Origin of the sequence: Actinoplanes oblitus, assembly GCF_030252345.1 — a bacterium.
Taxonomy (GTDB): domain Bacteria; phylum Actinomycetota; class Actinomycetes; order Mycobacteriales; family Micromonosporaceae; genus Actinoplanes; species Actinoplanes oblitus.
The window spans coordinates 5,689,523-5,705,368 of the sequence record NZ_CP126980.1 but is presented as its reverse complement, the minus strand read 5'-3'; the positions used below and the strand labels follow the sequence as shown (position 1 = coordinate 5,705,368).

Below are 15,846 nucleotides of genomic sequence, written 5' to 3'. Positions count from 1 at the left end.
CTGATACGTGACAACCGCAGCGATCTCGACCGACCTCGTCCAAGCCCTGGCGCGGGCCGGCGTCCCCGACGTGCTCACCGACGCGGCGCACCGTTCGGCGTACGCCAGCGACGCCTCCCTGTACCGGGTCGTGCCGCAGGCGATCGTGCGGCCGCGCCACGACGACGACGTGGCGGCGACCCTGCGGGTCTGCCGCGAGCTGGGTATTCCGATCACCGCGCGGGGCGCGGGCACCTCGGTGGCCGGCAACGCGATCGGGCCGGGGGTGATCCTGGACTTCAGCCGGCACATGAACAAGGTCCTCGAGATCGACGCCGAGACGCGGACCGCCCGGGTGCAGGCCGGCACCGTGCAGGCGGTGCTGCAGGCGGCGGCGAAACCGTACGGTCTGCGGTTCGGGCCGGACCCGTCGACGCACACCCGCTGCACGATCGGCGGGATGATCGGCAACAACTCGTGCGGCTCGCGGACCCTGGGCTACGGCCGGACCTCGGACAACACTGTCGCGCTCACGGCGTTCACCATCGACGGCGAGCGGCTGGTCACCGGGCCCGAGCCGCGCGGCGCCGACAAGACGGTGGACGCGCTGCGCGAGCTGATCGGGGCGAACCTCGCTGTCGGCCGGACCGAGTTCGCCACGTTCGGCCGCCAGGTCTCCGGCTACGCGGTCGAGCACCTGCTCCCGGAGAACGGGTTCAACCTCACCGAGTTCCTGGTCGGCAGCGAGGGCACCCTGGCGATCGTCACCGAGGCCACCGTCCGGCTGGTCGCCGACCCGGCGCACCGGGTTCTGGTGGTGCTCGGCTACCCCGACTTCGGCACCGCCGGCGACGTCATCCCGGCGATCCTGGAGTTCACGCCGACCGCCTGCGAGGGCCTCGACCACCGGATCTGCGACGTGGTGCGCAGCCGGCGCGGCCCGGACGCCGTCCCGCCCCTGCCCGGCGGCACCGCCTGGCTGCTGGTGGAGATCGCCGGCGACGACCTGGCGGAGGTCCGCGACCGGGTGGCCGGCCTCGTCGCGGCGGCCGGGGCGATCGACCACGTGATCGTCGAGGACACCGCGCGGGCCGCGCCGCTCTGGAAGATCCGCGAGGACGGCGCCGGGCTGGCCGGGCGCGCGCCGAGCGGGCTGCCCGCGCACGCCGGCTGGGAGGACGCCGCGGTGCCGCCCGCCAGGATCGGGGCGTACCTGCGGGACTTCGACGCGCTGTGCGAGCGGCACGGCCTGTCCGTGATGCCGTACGGGCACCTCGGCGACGGCTGCGTGCACGTGCGGCTGGACTTCCCGCTGGACAAGCCGGGCGGGCCGGGCAAGTTCCGGGCGTTCCTGGAGGACGCCGCCGACCTGGTGGTCAGTTACGGCGGGTCGCTCTCCGGCGAGCACGGCGACGGGCGGGCGCGCAGCGAGCTGCTCGGCCGGATGTACTCGCCCGCCGCGATGAGCCTGTTCCGGCAGATCAAGCACACCTTCGACCCGGGCAACCTGCTGAACCCGGGCAACCTGGTGGACCCGGACCCGGTGGACGCGAACATCCGGGTGTCGCAGGCGCGGAAGGTGACGGTGCCGCTGGCGCTGGCGTACCACCACGACGGCGGGGACTTCAACCAGGCCGTGCACCGGTGCACCGGGGTGGGCAAGTGCCGGGTCGACACGACGGTGCTCGGCGGGGTGATGTGCCCGTCGTTCCTGGCCACCAAGAACGAGAAGGACTCGACCCGGGGACGAGCCCGGGTGCTGCAGGAGATGCTCGACGGGGACCTGGCGCCGGACTGGCGGGCGGAGGCCGTACACGACGCCCTTGATCTCTGTCTGTCCTGCAAGGGCTGCGCGTCGGACTGTCCGACCGGGATCGACATGGCCGCCTACAAGTCCGAGGTCCTGCACCAGAGCTACCGGGGACGGGCCCGGCCGCGCTCGCACTACTCGCTGGGCTGGCTGCCGCGCTGGTCCCGGCTGGCGTCCCGGATGCCGCGCCTGGCGAACCTGATGACCAGCCTGCCGGGCATCCGCAGCCTGGCGCTGTACGCGGCGGGTGTCGACGCGCGGCGATCGATCCCCACCTTCGCCGGCAAGACGTTCAAGTCCACCTTCCAGCCGGTGCGGACCGGTAAGCCGGTCATCCTGTTCGTGGACAGCTTCACCGACCACTTCGCGCCGGAGATCGCCCAGGCGGCCGTCGACCTGCTCGTCGACGCCGGCTACGCGCCGCAGGTGACCAGCAGGAAAGCCTGCTGCGGCCTGACCTGGATCAGCACCGGCCAGCTCGACGCGGCCCGCCGGATCCTCGGCGTCACCGTCGACGAGCTGCACCGGGCGGTCAAGAAGGGCATCCCGATCGTCGGCCTGGAGCCGTCCTGCACCGGTGTGCTGCGCGGCGACGCCGTCGAACTGGTCGACAACGAGGCGGCCCGCGAGGTGGCCGCCGCCACCAAGACCGTCGCCGAGCTGCTCGCCGCCACCCCGGACTGGACGCCGCCGTCGCTGGCCGGGGTCCGGGTGGTCGCCCAGCCGCACTGCCACCACCATGCCGTGATGGGCTGGGAGGCCGACGCCAAGCTGCTGAAGAACGCCGGCGCCACGGTCAAGCGGCTCGGCGGATGCTGCGGCCTGGCCGGCAACTTCGGTGTGGAACGCGGGCACTACGAGGTGTCCGTGCAGGTCGCCGAGCAGCAGCTGCTGCCCGCGCTGGAGCAGGCCGAGGAGGGTGACGTCTTCCTCGCCGACGGGTTCTCCTGTCGCACCCAGGCCGACGACCTGGCCGGCGTCTCCGGCGTGCACCTGGTCCAGCTGCTGGCGAACGCCCTCGCCGAGAAGAACCGATGATCCGCACCTTCCGCTGGACCGATTACGCCGCGGTCGCCGCCGTCTGGGCGGCGGCCGCCCGCGAGATCGTCCCGCGCGCCGAGCTGGAGCTGAAGCTGGCCCGTGACCCCGAGTTGTTCCTGGTCGCGGTGGACGGCGACCGGGTGGCCGGGGTGGTGCTGGGCACCTGGGACGGCCGGCGCGGCTGGATCCTGCGGCTCGCCGTCGACCCGGCCCGCCGCCGGCAGGGCATCGCCGCCGCGCTGGTCCGCGAGCTGGAGGGCCGCTTCCGCGCGCTCGGCTGTCCGCGCGTCAACCTGCTGGTGATGCCGGACAACGAGGCCGGTCTGCGCTTCTGGCAGGCGCTCGGCTACCTGCCGATGCCGGACGTGCTCTGCACCAAACCCCTCTGAGGCCGCCGGTCCGCGCGAGGCCCGCTCCGGGTCCGGTCCGTCTGCTTTCGGTACGCGGTGAGCGCTCCCGCCGTACCGAAAGCAATCGGACCGCGACCCCCAGCGATCCGGCGCCTGCGGGAAAGATCACCTTTGCTGACCCGTCCGCTGACCGTCTGTAGTATCTCCGTGCTTTTGCTGGCAACGGGGAGGACGATCCACATGCGAGGGAAGACGTCGGCCGGTGTCCTGGTGGCGCTGGCCTTCCTGATTCCAGCGGCACCTGCGGTGGCGCAGGTTGAGCCGTCCGGACTCGACCAGGCCTGCCAGACCGCCGACCGCAAAGTGTTCAAGGATCTGCGCACGATCGTCACCACGATCGACCTGGATACCGCCACCGATACCGAGGTCCGGCTTCGCGCCAACCAGATCATGGCCGCGGCACGTGCCGAGTCGTTGCCCGTGTTGCCGACAGTGATGCAGCAGCGGCTCGACGGCACCGCCGATGACCTGCGGGCGTTCCTCAAGACGGACCTGCGGAGCGCCTGGCTGACGGATCTGCGGGTCTCGGTGCTCCGCACGCTGACCGACGCCGGCGAAAACGTGCAGGCGGCCGCGAAGAAGGCGCTCGACGCCGGGACGATCGATGACTTCCTGACCTACCTGAACGACGGGTTGTACGCCGCGCGTGCGCTCGACTGCGCCGCCCAGCCCACGTCGTCGCCGAGCGCCACCCCGAGCGCCTCGGCGAGCGTCACCCCGGTCGCCACCGCCTCCACCGGCCCGAGTGCCTCCAGCACCGCCTCCACCGGCCCGAGCGCCTCCAGCACCGCCTCCACCGGCGCGGGCGCCTCCGGCGGCGAGGACGGTGAGGGCGACGGGCTGCCCGTGACCGGTGCCGCGACCGGGACCGTGGCCGGCATCGGCGGCGCCCTCCTGCTCCTCGGCGGCGCCGGCTACCTGATCGGCCGCCGCCGCCGTTCCCGCTTCGTGGCCTAGCGGACACGCCACGCCCGGCTTGACGCCTCGTCGAGCCGGGCGCCCGCCGTGCCGCGCAGGCCGTGGCGGCTTCGCGCGGCGCGACCGAGTCGTTCGCCCGCGTCGCCAGCAGGCCGCGCCTCGCGGGGCCGCCAAAACCATCATGGAGCCGACCGAGCCACCGGCCGGCATGCCCGGACGACCGCGCGCGGCTGGTCGGTGTCCCGGGAGTTCGCTGCGCCGGCTCGGCACCGAAGTGGTCGCCGGCGAGCCGGTGGCGCCGGCCGCGCTGAACTGGGCGGCCAGCCGAACGGTCAGCGTCTTCGAGCCGAACCTCTTTCGGGTGGTATCGCCACTGGTCAGAGTGGTTCGGCGGCGACCTGATCGCCGGACCGCATGGCGCACCGGGGACCGGCGGTCTAGGCTCAGACGTCGTCAGCGGCGGCCCCGGTCGCCGGCTCATAGGTCGTCGAGACCGAGGGAAGGCGGGTGACGGTGGCCGACGCCGCGTCTGTGCCCCGGTTCGTGACCCGTCCCGCGGACGGCCGGCGGATCGCCTTCGAGACCCTCGGGCCGGCGCACGGCTTCCCCGTCGTCCTGCTGCACGGCACCCCCGGCAGCCGGCTCGGCCCTCGCCCGCGCGGCATCGTCCTGCACCGCCTCGGCATCCGCCTGATCACTTACGACCGTCCCGGCTACGGCGACTCCGAGCGCGTCCAGGGCCGCGACGTGGCGCACGCCGCCCAGGACGTCCGCGCCATCGCCGGCGAGCTGGCCCTGGAGCGCTTCGCCGTGGTCGGCCGGTCCGGTGGCGGGCCGCACGCCCTGGCCTGTGCCGCCGACCCGGAGCTGCGCGACCGCATCACCCGGGTCGCGGTCCTGGTCAGCCTCGCCCCGGCCGGCGCCCCCGGCTGGTTCGACGGGATGAACGAGGACAACCGCGAGCAGATGGGCCGCGTCCTCACCGACCCGGTGGAGCTGGAGTCGGAGATCCGCCGCCGCGCCTCCGGCATCCGCACCGACCCGGATCATCTGCTCGGCCTGCTGGCCGAGCAGATGACCATCGCCGACCAGCGGGTGGTCAGCGACGCCGCCCTGCGCCGCCAGCTCCGCCTGTCCTATCGCGACGCGATCAAGAACGGGCCGTACGGCTGGATCGACGACCTCCTGGCCCTGCGCCGGGACTGGAAGGTCGACCTGCGCGCCATCGTCGCCCCGGTCCGGGTCTGGCACGGGGGAGAGGATACCTTCGCCCCCGCCGTCCACTCGGAGTACCTGGCCCGGCAGATCGGCACCGCCGAGCTGGACGTCCGCCCCGGCGCCGCCCACTTCGACGCCATGCCCGAGCTGCCGCGCACGCTGCGCTGGCTGGCCGGCCGCACCCCGATCCCGAGCCTCGCCACCCCCTGACCGCCGCCGGCGTCCCCGCGCGTCGGCCGGTCCCCGGTCAGGGCAGGTCCGTCCAGAAGGACTCGTCCGGGAAACCGTCGCGACGGTCGAGCTCGGTGAGCGGGCGGTAGGACGCGACGCCGAGCACCACGCCGGTCCCGTCGACCGCGGTGAACTCGGCGATGTCCGCCCCACCACGGCCAGCAGCTCCTCGAGATCACTCACGAGACCACGGTAGACCGTGCCGGATCCCGCCGAGCCGCTCCAGGTCAGTAGGTGTGCGGGTCCAGGATGCGGTAGACGAGGCGGCGGCGCTGCAGGGAACGGACCGTCGGGTGGTCGGAGCCGACCCGCTCGGCCAGGCGGTGCAGGGCCGGCAGGTGGTCGGTGCCGCCGACCAGGGCCAGGTTGGCCTGGGTCAGGGCGGTGTCCGGGTGCGACTCACCGAGCCGGGGCACCATCCGGTCCACCGTCGCGGCCAGCAACTCCCGGCCGGGCTCCCGGTCGCCCGACTCGATCTGGAAGACCGCGAGGTTGTTCTCCGCCGCCATCGTCGACGGGTGGTCCGCGCCGAGCGTGACGCGCAGTGCCGCCACGGTGGCCGCCGCGATCGGCAGGGCCAGCTCGACAGCGCCGGCCTCGCCCAGCGCCACGGCCAGGTTGACCCGGCCGATCAGGACGTACGGATGCCGGTCCGAGCCGAACCGGCGTACCAGCAGGTCCTCGGTTTTCTCGAACTCGGCCCGGGCCGTCGCGAAATCGTCGGTGAGCAGCATGTTCGCGGCCCGGCTCAGCCGGGTCAGCAGGGTTTCCGCGCCGTCCGGGCCGAGGATCGTGGTGAGCCGCTCGTAGGATTCGTCGAGCAACTCGCGGGCCTCGTCGAGGTGGCCGGCGCAGCGCAGCGACACCGCCAGGTTGGCCTGCACGGCCAGGGCGTCGCGGGAGTGCTGGCCGTAAAGTTTCTCGAAGCCGAGCCGGACATCCCGCAGCCGGTCCGCCGATTCGTGGTATGAGCCGGCTTCGCGCAGGTCACGGCCGAGATTGTTGCCGGCCAGCAGGGTGCGTGGGTGGTCCTCGCCGAGCACCTGGGCCATCCGCTGCTGGGTGGTCCGGTCCATCTCCAGGGCGCGCTGGAAATCGCCGGTCAGCCGGTAGGAGGTGCCCAGGTTGTTGGCGAAGGCCAGGGTGCGCCGGTTGTCCTCGCCGAAGCGGTCCGCCGACAGCCCGTGGGTGCGCAGGTCGCGGTCGAGGGCCTCCTGGTACTCGCCGAGCGCCCGCAGGTCGGCGCCGTAACTGCCCGCGGTGAACAGGGTGTACGGGTGGTTCTCCCCGATCAGCCGCTCCTGCGCTCGCAGGGTCTCCCGGTCCAGGTCGCGGGCCTGCTCGAACTCGCCGAGGCTGCGCAGCAGGTTGCCCCGGTGGAAGCGCAGGTGCAGCAGCCGGACCAGCAGCGGGTGCCGGTCCGGGTCGTCCTCCGGCAGCGCGGCGAGCCGCTCGGACCAGGCCTGGTCGGCGCGGACCGCGTAGTCCAGGCCCTGCTCGAAGCTGCCGACCAGGTAGATGTAGCGGACCCGGTCGATCACCAGCTGGCGTACGTCGTCGTCCGGGCACTCCTCCGGCCGGGACCCGTCCAGGTGACCCCAGAGCAGCCGGAACCTCTCCCACAGCGCCGGATCCTCCACCTCGCCGGCCGGGCGGGCCTTGGCCAGTACCCGATGCACCGAGTGCCGCACCTCGGCGAGCTGGTCCGGGGTCATCCGGTCGCGCAGCGCGCTCTGCAACAGCCGGTGCACGGTGACCCGCTGGTGCTCCGGTTCCAGTTTGACCAGTGACAGCCGGTTGATCGGCTGCATCAGCGCGGAGGTGATGTCGTGCTCGGTCATCCGGTCGGCGAGCTGCCGCGCCACCTCCGGGTCGTGCCGGGCGATGACCCGGGCCACCTCCTCGCTGTAGAGCAGCCCGAGCGAGATCTCCGGTTGCAGCATCGAGGCCAGCTGCAGCAGCCGGTAGGCGCCCGGCGAGGTGGTGTGCAGCCGTTCCAGGATGACGTCCCACACGGCGGTGGCGTCGTGCCGGACCGTGCCGAGGCTCTCCAGGCCGGCCAGGTACGCCTCGGGGGAGCGCCCGGTGTCGTGCAGCCAGGCGGCCGCCAGCACGATCAGGATCGGCAGGTCACCGACCGCCTCGGCGATCCGGTCCGCGTCGCCGCGGCTGAGCGCCTGCTCGCCGACCCGGAACCGCAGGTGCTGGATGCTCTCGGCGCGGGTGAACGCGTCCACCGGGAGCACGTGCGCGACATCGCCCCACTCGGCGTTGCGGCTGGTGACGAGCAGGTGGCCGCTGCCGCGTGGCAGGTACTTCTCGATCTCGGCGTACCGGTCGGCGTTGTCGAAGATCAGCAGCCAGCGCAGCGGGGTGCCCTCCCGGGTGCCGCCCCGGCTGAGCCGGCGCACCACCAGGCCGGCGCTGTCGCCGACGGTGGCCCGGCGCGGGTAGTTCAGCTCGGCGCCCAGGTCGGCGATGATCGTGTCGACGAACTGCGGCGGGTCGGACGGCACCCACCAGATCACGTCGTAGGCGCCCTGGAACCGGTGCGCGTACTCGATGGCCAGCTGCGACTTGCCGACGCCGGCGCCGCCGACCAGCGCCACCGGGGTGCCGGCCGAGCGTTTCAGCGCCTCCCGGACCCGGCGCAGCTCCCGGTCCCGGCCGGTGAAGCGGGGATTCTTGACCGGCGCCTTGAGCACCTCGGGCAGTTCGCCGGGGAAGCGCGGCAGGGTCGCCTGCCAGTCGCCGGCACCCCGCTGGTCCGCGCCGACCAGCCGCAGCGTCCGCTCGATCGCCGACGTGGCGGAGTGCCCCCGCAGTGAGTCCCAGGCCTCGAACTCGTCGTGCGCCGGGGTGGTGTCGCCGACGCAGAGCGCCACCGCGGACCGGTCGCCGGTGCCCCGGTAGTCGTCGGAGTAGAGCACCACCTCCCGGGCGCCCGGGTCGGGCGGGAACGCGCCGCCGTCGAGCACCCGCAGCCGGGCGGCCGAGTACACCGCCAGCACCCATTCGGCCCAGACCTGGTCCTCGGCGGCGTACCGGAGCACCAGGGTCTCCTCGATCAGGGCCGGTTTGCGCTCGAAGCGGGACACCACCTGCCGGCGCAGCGCCGGGTCGAGCTGCGGCAGCCTGGTGACCCGGCCGTCGGTGAGGTAGCCGGTCAGCCGCTCGTACGAGGAGAGCAGGCTGGCCGGATTACCGGGTTCGTCACCGAAGGTGGCCAGGGTCTCCTCGTACGCGTAGTACGTCCGGTACGGGACCTCCACCTCGTACCAGTAATTGCGCCTCTCGTCCTCGGTCATCCCGGCGGGCAGCCGCGCGAACCGGTGTTTGGCCAGCGCCCGCCCGGCGTCCGCCTTGGACTGCTCGCCGTGATCGACCCGCATCGGCACCGGCAGGATCCGCCGGGTGCGCTCGTCGTCGTAGGTGCGGATCTGCGCGGCCACCGACGCGCCGCCGTCGATGCCCTGGTCGCTGAGCGTGAAGCAGTCGACGATCACGTCGGGCAGGTGGATCGTGCAGATGTCGGCCACGTCGCTCAGGCCGGTCCGCGAGTCGAGCAGCGTGTAGTCGTAGCGGCTCTTCATGTCCTCGCGCAGCGCGTCGAAGAACAGCGAACCGCCCAGCCGGTTGTAGAAGTCCTCCCAGTTCAGCCCGGCCAGGCTCGCCTCGTACTCCAGGCTGGAGTGCCCGGCCAGCAGCAGGTCCAGCGAGCCGCCGCCGGGGAACGTCCAGTTGATCGAGAAGGCGTAGCGTTCGGCGCGGGCGTACTCCCGGTACCAGTCGTCCGGACGGTCGGCGGCCGGTACGCCGTTGCCGCCCTCGTCCCGCGGCAGCGTCGCCCACTGGTACTCGGTGATCAGCCCGATCACGCCGCGGGTGGTGGCCACCTGCTCGGGCGTGGTGAACGGGGCGAAGAACCGGTGCAGGCCCGGCGACTCCAGGTCCCAGTCGGCGGCGAGCACCCGGTGGCCGTTGGCGGCCAGGATCCAGGCCACGTTGGCCAGTGCCATGGTCCGTCCGGTCCCACCCTTGTACGAGTAGAACGTGACGATCCGGCCTTCGCGATCCACCATTACCCCCGCGAGTCGTTGTTCCGGCGCAGGCTGGGCCGGGGTCCGCCGGGCGCGGTGACCACCGGGCCGTACCGTAGATATTGCTTGCGGGCCTCGGTGACCAGCAGCGGAGCGTTCCGGTCGAACTCGCCCGTCGCCCGCAGCGGGCTGACCTGCGGCAGCCCGGCGGATCGCAGGATACCGGTGATCGCCCGGGTCGGCGCCGAGGCGCTCGCGAGCACCACCGGGATCACCCAGCGGGGCAGCCCGGCGACCGTGTCGCGGACCGTCTCCGGGCTGGTCGCGGCGTCGAGCAGCAGCACGCAGGGCCGGCGCGCGGACTGGTCGAGGGGGAGGATCCGGGCCGGCACGCCGAGCCGCTCGGCCACCTCGATCAGCCGGTCGCCGACCTCCGGCGCGACACCCAGCAGCGAGACCACCAGCGCCGGCTCGCCGGTGTCGACCGGCCGCGGATCCAGCGGCCCGGGCGCCGACGGCCGCAGCGGCGAATCCCGGACCACCCGGGCGATCCGTTCGGCGAACGCGCTGACCAGCGTCTGGTAGGAGGCGCGGTAGAGGCTGAGCATGCAGAGGGCCCGCAGCCCGTTCTCGGCGTAGTCGGTGTTCTTGCCGACGACGGTGAAGGCCTCGTCGACCTCGGGGCGGTGCTCCCACGGCGGCAGCGGGGTCCACACCACCGGGACGACGTGCCGGGCCGCCTCCGCCGGTCCGAGCCGGCGCAGCCGATGCCGGAACGAGGCCAGCTCCGCTGTCGCCCACGAGTTGCCGAAGTACTGCGGCGAGTACAGCGGGACGAACACCTGGGCGGTGCCGAGCGCCGCGCCGAGCTGCTGTTTTCGATCTTGGGCCGGGTCGAGCAGCCCGTCGTAGAAACCGTCCTCGCCGACCGCGGCGGCCAGATCGCCGAAGAACCGGCTCACCCACGGATCGGAGTCCGGCCGCGCGAGCCCGGCCACCCGGACCGCGTGCGCGTGACTCACGAAGAAGATCACGGGGCGCCCTCCCCGAAGTCGACGTCCTCGTCTGGTTCGACATGGTGGGTGCCGTAGGCAAGCGCGATCCGCTGCGCCAGCCGCCACACCACCGTTGTGTACGCCTCCCGGCCCTGCTCGCCCGTCTGCAACAGGCCGTAGAGACCCTCGTCCTCATACGACTGTGCCATCTGCGCGGGCACTTTCGCCGGTTTGAAGACCTGCACCGCGCGCATCTCCGCGGGCAGGCTCGACACGTCGACGGGCGCCCAGCGCACCGGGATCACCGGCAGCGAGCCCGGCGTCGGGTGCGTGCCCGGGATCGAGCGGTGCGGCCGCCGCTGGAACGCCCGCCACTCCTTGGCGCACCATTCGCTGGTCAGATAGTTCGGCGAGAGCAGCGGGACCAGCACCTGGCAGTGGCCGATGGCGTAGGCCAGCTCGGCCGACCAGCGCTGGCCGCCGTCCATGTCGGTGTCCATGAACCCGGCGGCGGCGCCGACCCGCAGCCCGACCAGCTCGTAGATGTGCTCGGACAGCGCCGCGTAGAACTCCTCGACCGGGTCGATCTCGTTCTCCGGCCGCCGGCGGCGGCGCGGCCGGTGTGCGTAGCTGATGAAGAAGACCGGTTCGCGGGCCGACGTCACGCTCCGCCTCCCCACGGTCACGGTGGAGATCCACCATAGCCGTTGCCGGCCATCCACAGTGGTGTGGATGGCCGGCCCGGGCTCAGCTGTCCGCGGTGGGCACGTGGACGTCGCAGTCGTGGCCCCGCTCGGCGCGCTTGACCGTGGCGCCGACGCACAACCGCAGCTCCGGCTGGAAGCCACCCCACAGGTAGCCGGAGGTGGCCGCGAAGTTGGTCTTGCCCGGGTGGCACAGGCTGGTGAGGGTGCGCCACTCGATGCCGTCGGCCGGGCCATTGCCGGCGATCTGCACGACGGCGCACTGACCGCGCTGGTTCATGGCCAGCGTGCCGTCGACCTTGATCGGCGGAACCGGCCGCTCGGGAATGCTCATCATGAGGTTGTAGCTGCCGTATGCGGTGGCGCCACCCGCGGCCAGGTCGATCGTGTTACCGGCCGCCGCGGCCGGCGAGGTCATCGCGAGGACGCTACCGGCACCGGCCAGGGCGCCGAGCGCACCAATGGCGATCTTATTCATTTATGTACTCCTGGAAAAAGGTATGCGGAAATGCGGCGGAAGCGCCGGGAAAAGGTTCGTGCGAGACGCGTCAGCGCACGTACAGGGTGTAGCTCGGCACGAAGCCGGTCTGGCAGCGGAACGACACCCACACCTTGCGGGCCACGCCGTCCGCGCCGACACCGAGGCACTCGGCCTGCGCGTCCGCGACCGCGTCGAAGGCGGCGGTGTACACCTGCCTCTCCACCGGGGAGGGGGTGAATCGGCGCTGGTAGGTGACGGTCAGATCGTCGCCGGCGAAGCCGGTGCGGACCGAGAAGGAGCGCCACACGCCGGCGGCCACGCCGGCCTCACCGATCACCTGGGCGCGGCCGAAACCGTACGTACCCAGCAGTGCGGTGGTGTCGCGGGCGGTCGCCGCCTGGGCGGCACCCGGAGCGAGCACGGCCGCCGCCACGCCGGCAGCGATACCGGCCTGAGCGATTTTGAACATGTGATGATTCCTTTGCGAACGGCCACGAGGGTCCTCCCGTGGCATTTGTGGAAGCCGGGCGGAAGAGGTCGTCACCGTCCGGCGAGAGGGACCATATCATTCATTCCACACTGGATGATGTGCACACTGTCACAGTTGTTCGAGTTACTATTCGGACGCAATTAACGATTGTTAAGTCCGGACGAGATCAAATGGACCAGTCATCCACTGTGGCGCGCATGCCGGTGACGAACCGGACGCCGGCCGGGGTCAGGAACGAGCCGGCGAGCAGCGCGTCGAGCGCCGCATCCAGCCAGCCACGGATCTCCGCGTAGCGGCCGCCGTCGCCGCGCCGCCGCCACACGTCGGCGACCGCCAGGAACGCGTAGCTGCCCTGCAACACGCCCTCGACCGGGCGCGGGTCGGCGCGCCACCGGACCGCGATCCGGGTCGGGTCGCGCGGGTCGAACAGCGGGCAGACGTCCAGGATCGCGCCGAGCTTGAGGTGCTGCACCTCGTGGACCAGCAGCAGCGCGAGCGCGTCCGGCTCCTCCGGGGTGGCGGCCACCGCGCCGAACGCGGTGCGCGCCGAGCCGGCCCGCTGCTTGCCGGTGCCGTCCGGGGCGAGCGGCACGATCGCGCGCAGGGCGGCGGCGATCCCCGGCAGGTAGTCCGGCGCGTCGGCGTTCAGGCCGGCCAGCGCGCCTTCGAGCCGTTGCTGCCAGGCCGCCGCCGCGGCGTCGTCGAGCCGCCCGGCCAGGGCCAGCCCGCTGCCGCGCAGCGGATCGCTGTCCTCCAGCACCACCTCGATGCCGAAGCCGATCGCCAGCCGGCGCGTCGGTAGCCACGCGGGCGGCGGCTCGGCCAGGCGGACCGTCACGTCGCCGGCCCGGAAGCCGCCGGCGAACGTGCGGACCGTGCCGGTGCCCGGCCGGCGCAGCGCGCCGAGAGTCGGCAGGAAGAGCAGGCCGTCGCGGCTCTCGACGGCCAGTTCGATCTCGGCTCCGGCGCGGATCGCGGCCGACACCGCGACATTCTTGAGGTACGCGACATCGCCGCGCCGCACGAACGGATGGGTGAGCACCTCCCGGACGGCGTCCGGCGCCGCCTCGTCCAGCGCGACCAGTTCCGCCCAGCCGTCCGCCCCGCCGCTACCCAGTGTGACGACCCGGGCCCGGGTGATCGCCTCGTGGATCGGCGGCAGCTGCCCTACCGCCGCCGCGCCGCCCGCCCCGCTCGCCAGCTCGTCCCGCACCCAGCCGGCCAGCCCGTCCCGGTCAACGATGAAGCCGATCAGCTCCTGCAGGTCGGCGCAGTAGACCGACGGGTTGTCGAACCCGTTGGAACTGCGGAAACGGTGCGTGAACTGGCCACCGCCGCAGCGGTCGACCACCGGGCAGGCCCGGCAGGTGGCGCTCAGCCCGGCGAGCCCGGTCTGCCGCATCGCGATCATCGGGTGGGCGGCCACCTCGTTGACCGTCGCCGTGAAGACGTCCAGGCCGGTCGCTGCCGCTCCGTCATAGGTCACCTTGAGTGAGTCGACCTGCTCGTAGGAGCCGTCCGTCTCGATCACCACGAGGTCGGCCGGGCCCAGGCCGACCGCCTCGGTCCGGGCCTCGCCCGGCGCCAGCAGCGCGTCGAACAGGCGGATCGGCACCCGCCGGCCGTCCTCGGTCCAGACCGCGAAGATCGCCGACAACCATCTCCCGTACGACGTCGGGCCGGCCGGCGGCGGCGTCTCCCAGGTCGCGTGGGGCAGCAAGAAGTCGATCCGTGGCGGGCTCTCCGCCAGCAGGGCCCGGTAGACGGCTATTGGATCGTTGCGCAGATCGACGGTGCACAGCAGCCCGGCGTAGCAGTCCCGGTTCTCGTCGGCACGCAGCAGCGCCAATGCCCGCCGGACGTGCCGATGACTGCCGGCGCCGTGCGCGAAACGGCGATGCCTGTCGTGCGCCGTCACGTCGCCGTCCAGCGACACGCCCACCCGGATCCGGTGCGCGCGGAGCACCGCGCAGATCTCCTCGGTGAGCAGCACCCCGTTGGTCTGCATGCGCAGGTCGAGCCGCGGGCCGATGGTCCCGTGCAACTCGGTGGCGATCTCGTCGAGCCGGGCCGCCCCGGCCAGCAGCGGCTCCCCGCCGTGCAGCACCACCCGGACCGCGGGCAGCCGGTGCCGTTCCGCGTGGTCGGCGATCCGCCGGGCCACCGTGCGCACCACGGCCGGGTCCATCAACGACGGTTGCCGGCGCCAGCCCTGGTCGGCGTGCTCGTAGACGTAGCAGTAGTCGCATTTCAGGTCGCAGCGACTGGCGATCTTCAGAACGTATTGGCTGATCGGGCTAGATGGAGGAGCCGAAGAGCGCCGCGTCGATCCGGCCGTGATCCGCCTCCTCCCGCCTCTCGCCCTCGGCCACCCGGGCGGCGCGCGCGGGATCGATGCTGCCCAGCGGCGTGCGACGGAGGTCCTCCCACGGTGGAAGGTCCCGGCGACGATCCTCGATGAGATCCACGTGCTGCCCCCAGCGGACTTGGCGACGACAGCCCAACAATAGAAGCCCGTCGACCCGTTGTCAGCGGATCCGGGCCAGCGTCTCCATGGCCTCGCGTTCCCGGATCGCCAGGTCGGCGAGGATCTTCGCGGCCTCCGCCAGGTACGCCGGGTCGGCCGTCTCGCCGGCGGTGGTGAGGTGCGCCGCGACCTCGCTCCAGAGTGGCGCGATCTCGGCATAGAGCCGCTGGCCGTGGCGCAGGTTGTCGTCGTCGACCAGGGTGGCGGCCTCGGCGAGGAAGTCGCGGTACATGGCCCGGAACAGGCTGCCGCCGGTGCCGCCGCGCTCCATCAGGGCGGCTGCCAGCGGCAGGTCACGGGCCGGGTCGGTGGACCGGTCGAGCCACTTCTTGACCTGCGCCGACGTCTTCGCGATGCCGCGGTGGCCGAGGTTGGCGATCGGCGGGTCGAGGAAGGTCCGCGCGTTCTGCCGGATCGCCGTGCGGATCGCGGCGGCCAGGTCGGGCGGGCCGGCCGGGGCGCCGACGGTGAAGGAGAGCCGCCGGGCGGTCATCGGGCCCCGCTCGGCCCGGGCCAGCTCCAGACTCGCCAGCGAGGTGGTGACCGCGCCGCCCTGCTGGGCGGTGTCGATCAGGTGGGCCACGGTGTCGTCGTAGCCGTACATGGCGACCACGTGCCCGCCGAAGTGGACTTTCGTGGTGAAGTAGTCCAGGTGATAGCAGTCCAGTTGCAGGCCGACCGGACGGCCGGCGTCGAGCGCGTCGGCCACCTGGCGCCAGGCCCGGCCGGCCGAGGAGGTCTCGGCGACCCGCAGGTCCAGGCCGAGCCGGGCGGCGACGGTCCGGGTGATCTCCATCGGCTTGGACCGGCCGCCGAGGAACGGGAAGTCCATGTTCTTGGCGTCCCAGTAGACGAAGCCGAGCCCCTCGCCGAGCCCGAACAGCATGGGCTCGGAGAGCACCAGCCCCGCGTGGCCCAGCAGCGCCCCGAGCGCTGTCGTCTCGCAGTGCCGGCCACCAGGGAAGTCCACCCCGTCGACGATCACACGGGCCACGATAGCGG

Annotated in this window: 12 protein-coding genes; 4 read left to right on the top strand and 8 right to left on the bottom strand. The window is 72.6% G+C overall.

What is annotated here, in order from left to right; translation table 11 throughout:
• Positions 1–7 precede the first annotated feature (7 nt).
• The 4 genes from Actob_RS25740 to Actob_RS25725 all read left to right on the top strand — a co-directional run bounded on the left by Actob_RS25740 (position 8) and on the right by Actob_RS25725 (position 5,586).
• Positions 8–2,827 carry an FAD-binding and (Fe-S)-binding domain-containing protein gene (locus Actob_RS25740; protein WP_284914385.1) on the top strand — a complete coding sequence of 940 codons (2,820 nt, stop codon included), beginning with the start codon at positions 8–10 and terminating at the stop codon, positions 2,825–2,827.
• Entirely contained in the window at positions 2,824–3,219 is a 396-nt protein-coding gene (locus Actob_RS25735) for a GNAT family N-acetyltransferase (protein ID WP_284914384.1), read from the top strand. Before Actob_RS25740 ends, Actob_RS25735 begins: the two co-directional genes overlap by 4 nt.
• A gap of 201 nt (positions 3,220–3,420) precedes the next feature.
• Positions 3,421–4,197, top strand: coding sequence for an LPXTG cell wall anchor domain-containing protein (locus tag Actob_RS25730; RefSeq protein WP_284922387.1), 777 nt, complete (start codon positions 3,421–3,423; stop codon positions 4,195–4,197).
• Between the two features lie 468 nt (positions 4,198–4,665).
• Entirely contained in the window at positions 4,666–5,586 is a 921-nt protein-coding gene (locus Actob_RS25725; protein WP_284914383.1) for an alpha/beta fold hydrolase, read from the top strand.
• Between the two features lie 248 nt (positions 5,587–5,834).
• Here the strand turns inward: Actob_RS25725 and fxsT are convergent, their stop codons facing one another.
• The 8 genes from fxsT to Actob_RS25685 all read right to left on the bottom strand — a co-directional run bounded on the left by fxsT (position 5,835) and on the right by Actob_RS25685 (position 15,829).
• Positions 5,835–9,689, bottom strand: a complete 3,855-nt coding sequence (fxsT, locus tag Actob_RS25720; RefSeq protein ID WP_284914382.1) for an FxSxx-COOH system tetratricopeptide repeat protein — start codon at positions 9,687–9,689, stop codon at positions 5,835–5,837.
• Positions 9,689–10,681, bottom strand: a complete 993-nt coding sequence (locus Actob_RS25715; RefSeq protein WP_284914381.1) for a TIR-like protein FxsC — start codon at positions 10,679–10,681, stop codon at positions 9,689–9,691. The genes fxsT and Actob_RS25715 overlap by 1 nt, the downstream gene beginning before the upstream one ends.
• Positions 10,678–11,307: a TIR-like protein FxsC gene (locus Actob_RS25710; protein WP_284914380.1), complete on the bottom strand. Its 630-nt coding sequence runs from the start codon at positions 11,305–11,307 to the stop codon at positions 10,678–10,680. The genes Actob_RS25715 and Actob_RS25710 overlap by 4 nt, the downstream gene beginning before the upstream one ends.
• Positions 11,308–11,389: 82 nt before the next feature.
• Positions 11,390–11,824, bottom strand: coding sequence for a hypothetical protein (locus Actob_RS25705; protein WP_284914379.1), 435 nt, complete (start codon positions 11,822–11,824; stop codon positions 11,390–11,392).
• A gap of 70 nt (positions 11,825–11,894) precedes the next feature.
• Positions 11,895–12,296, bottom strand: a complete 402-nt coding sequence (locus tag Actob_RS25700; RefSeq protein ID WP_284914378.1) for a hypothetical protein — start codon at positions 12,294–12,296, stop codon at positions 11,895–11,897.
• Positions 12,297–12,483: 187 nt separating this feature from the next.
• Complete coding sequence (locus Actob_RS25695) at positions 12,484–14,658, bottom strand: FxsB family cyclophane-forming radical SAM/SPASM peptide maturase (protein WP_407653717.1); 2,175 nt, start codon at positions 14,656–14,658, stop codon at positions 12,484–12,486.
• On the bottom strand, positions 14,615–14,785 hold the full coding sequence (locus Actob_RS25690) for a hypothetical protein (protein WP_284922552.1): 171 nt from the start codon (positions 14,783–14,785) through the stop codon (positions 14,615–14,617). The genes Actob_RS25695 and Actob_RS25690 overlap by 44 nt, the downstream gene beginning before the upstream one ends.
• Positions 14,786–14,845: 60 nt before the next feature.
• Positions 14,846–15,829 carry a BtrH N-terminal domain-containing protein gene (locus Actob_RS25685; protein WP_284914377.1) on the bottom strand — a complete coding sequence of 328 codons (984 nt, stop codon included), beginning with the start codon at positions 15,827–15,829 and terminating at the stop codon, positions 14,846–14,848.
• Positions 15,830–15,846 lie beyond the last annotated feature (17 nt).

What these genes read in the sequence shown, in the direction of transcription:
- Actob_RS25730 (WP_284922387.1), top strand. Translation starts at nt 3,421, where the DNA reads ATGCGAGGGAAGACGTCGGCCGGTGTCCTGGTGGCGCTGGCCTTCCTG.
- Actob_RS25735 (WP_284914384.1), top strand. Translation starts at nt 2,824, where the DNA reads ATGATCCGCACCTTCCGCTGGACCGATTACGCCGCGGTCGCCGCCGTC.
- Actob_RS25705 (WP_284914379.1), bottom strand. Translation starts at nt 11,824, where the DNA reads ATGAATAAGATCGCCATTGGTGCGCTCGGCGCCCTGGCCGGTGCCGGT.
- fxsT (WP_284914382.1), bottom strand. Translation starts at nt 9,689, where the DNA reads ATGGTGGATCGCGAAGGCCGGATCGTCACGTTCTACTCGTACAAGGGT.
- Actob_RS25700 (WP_284914378.1), bottom strand. Translation starts at nt 12,296, where the DNA reads ATGTTCAAAATCGCTCAGGCCGGTATCGCTGCCGGCGTGGCGGCGGCC.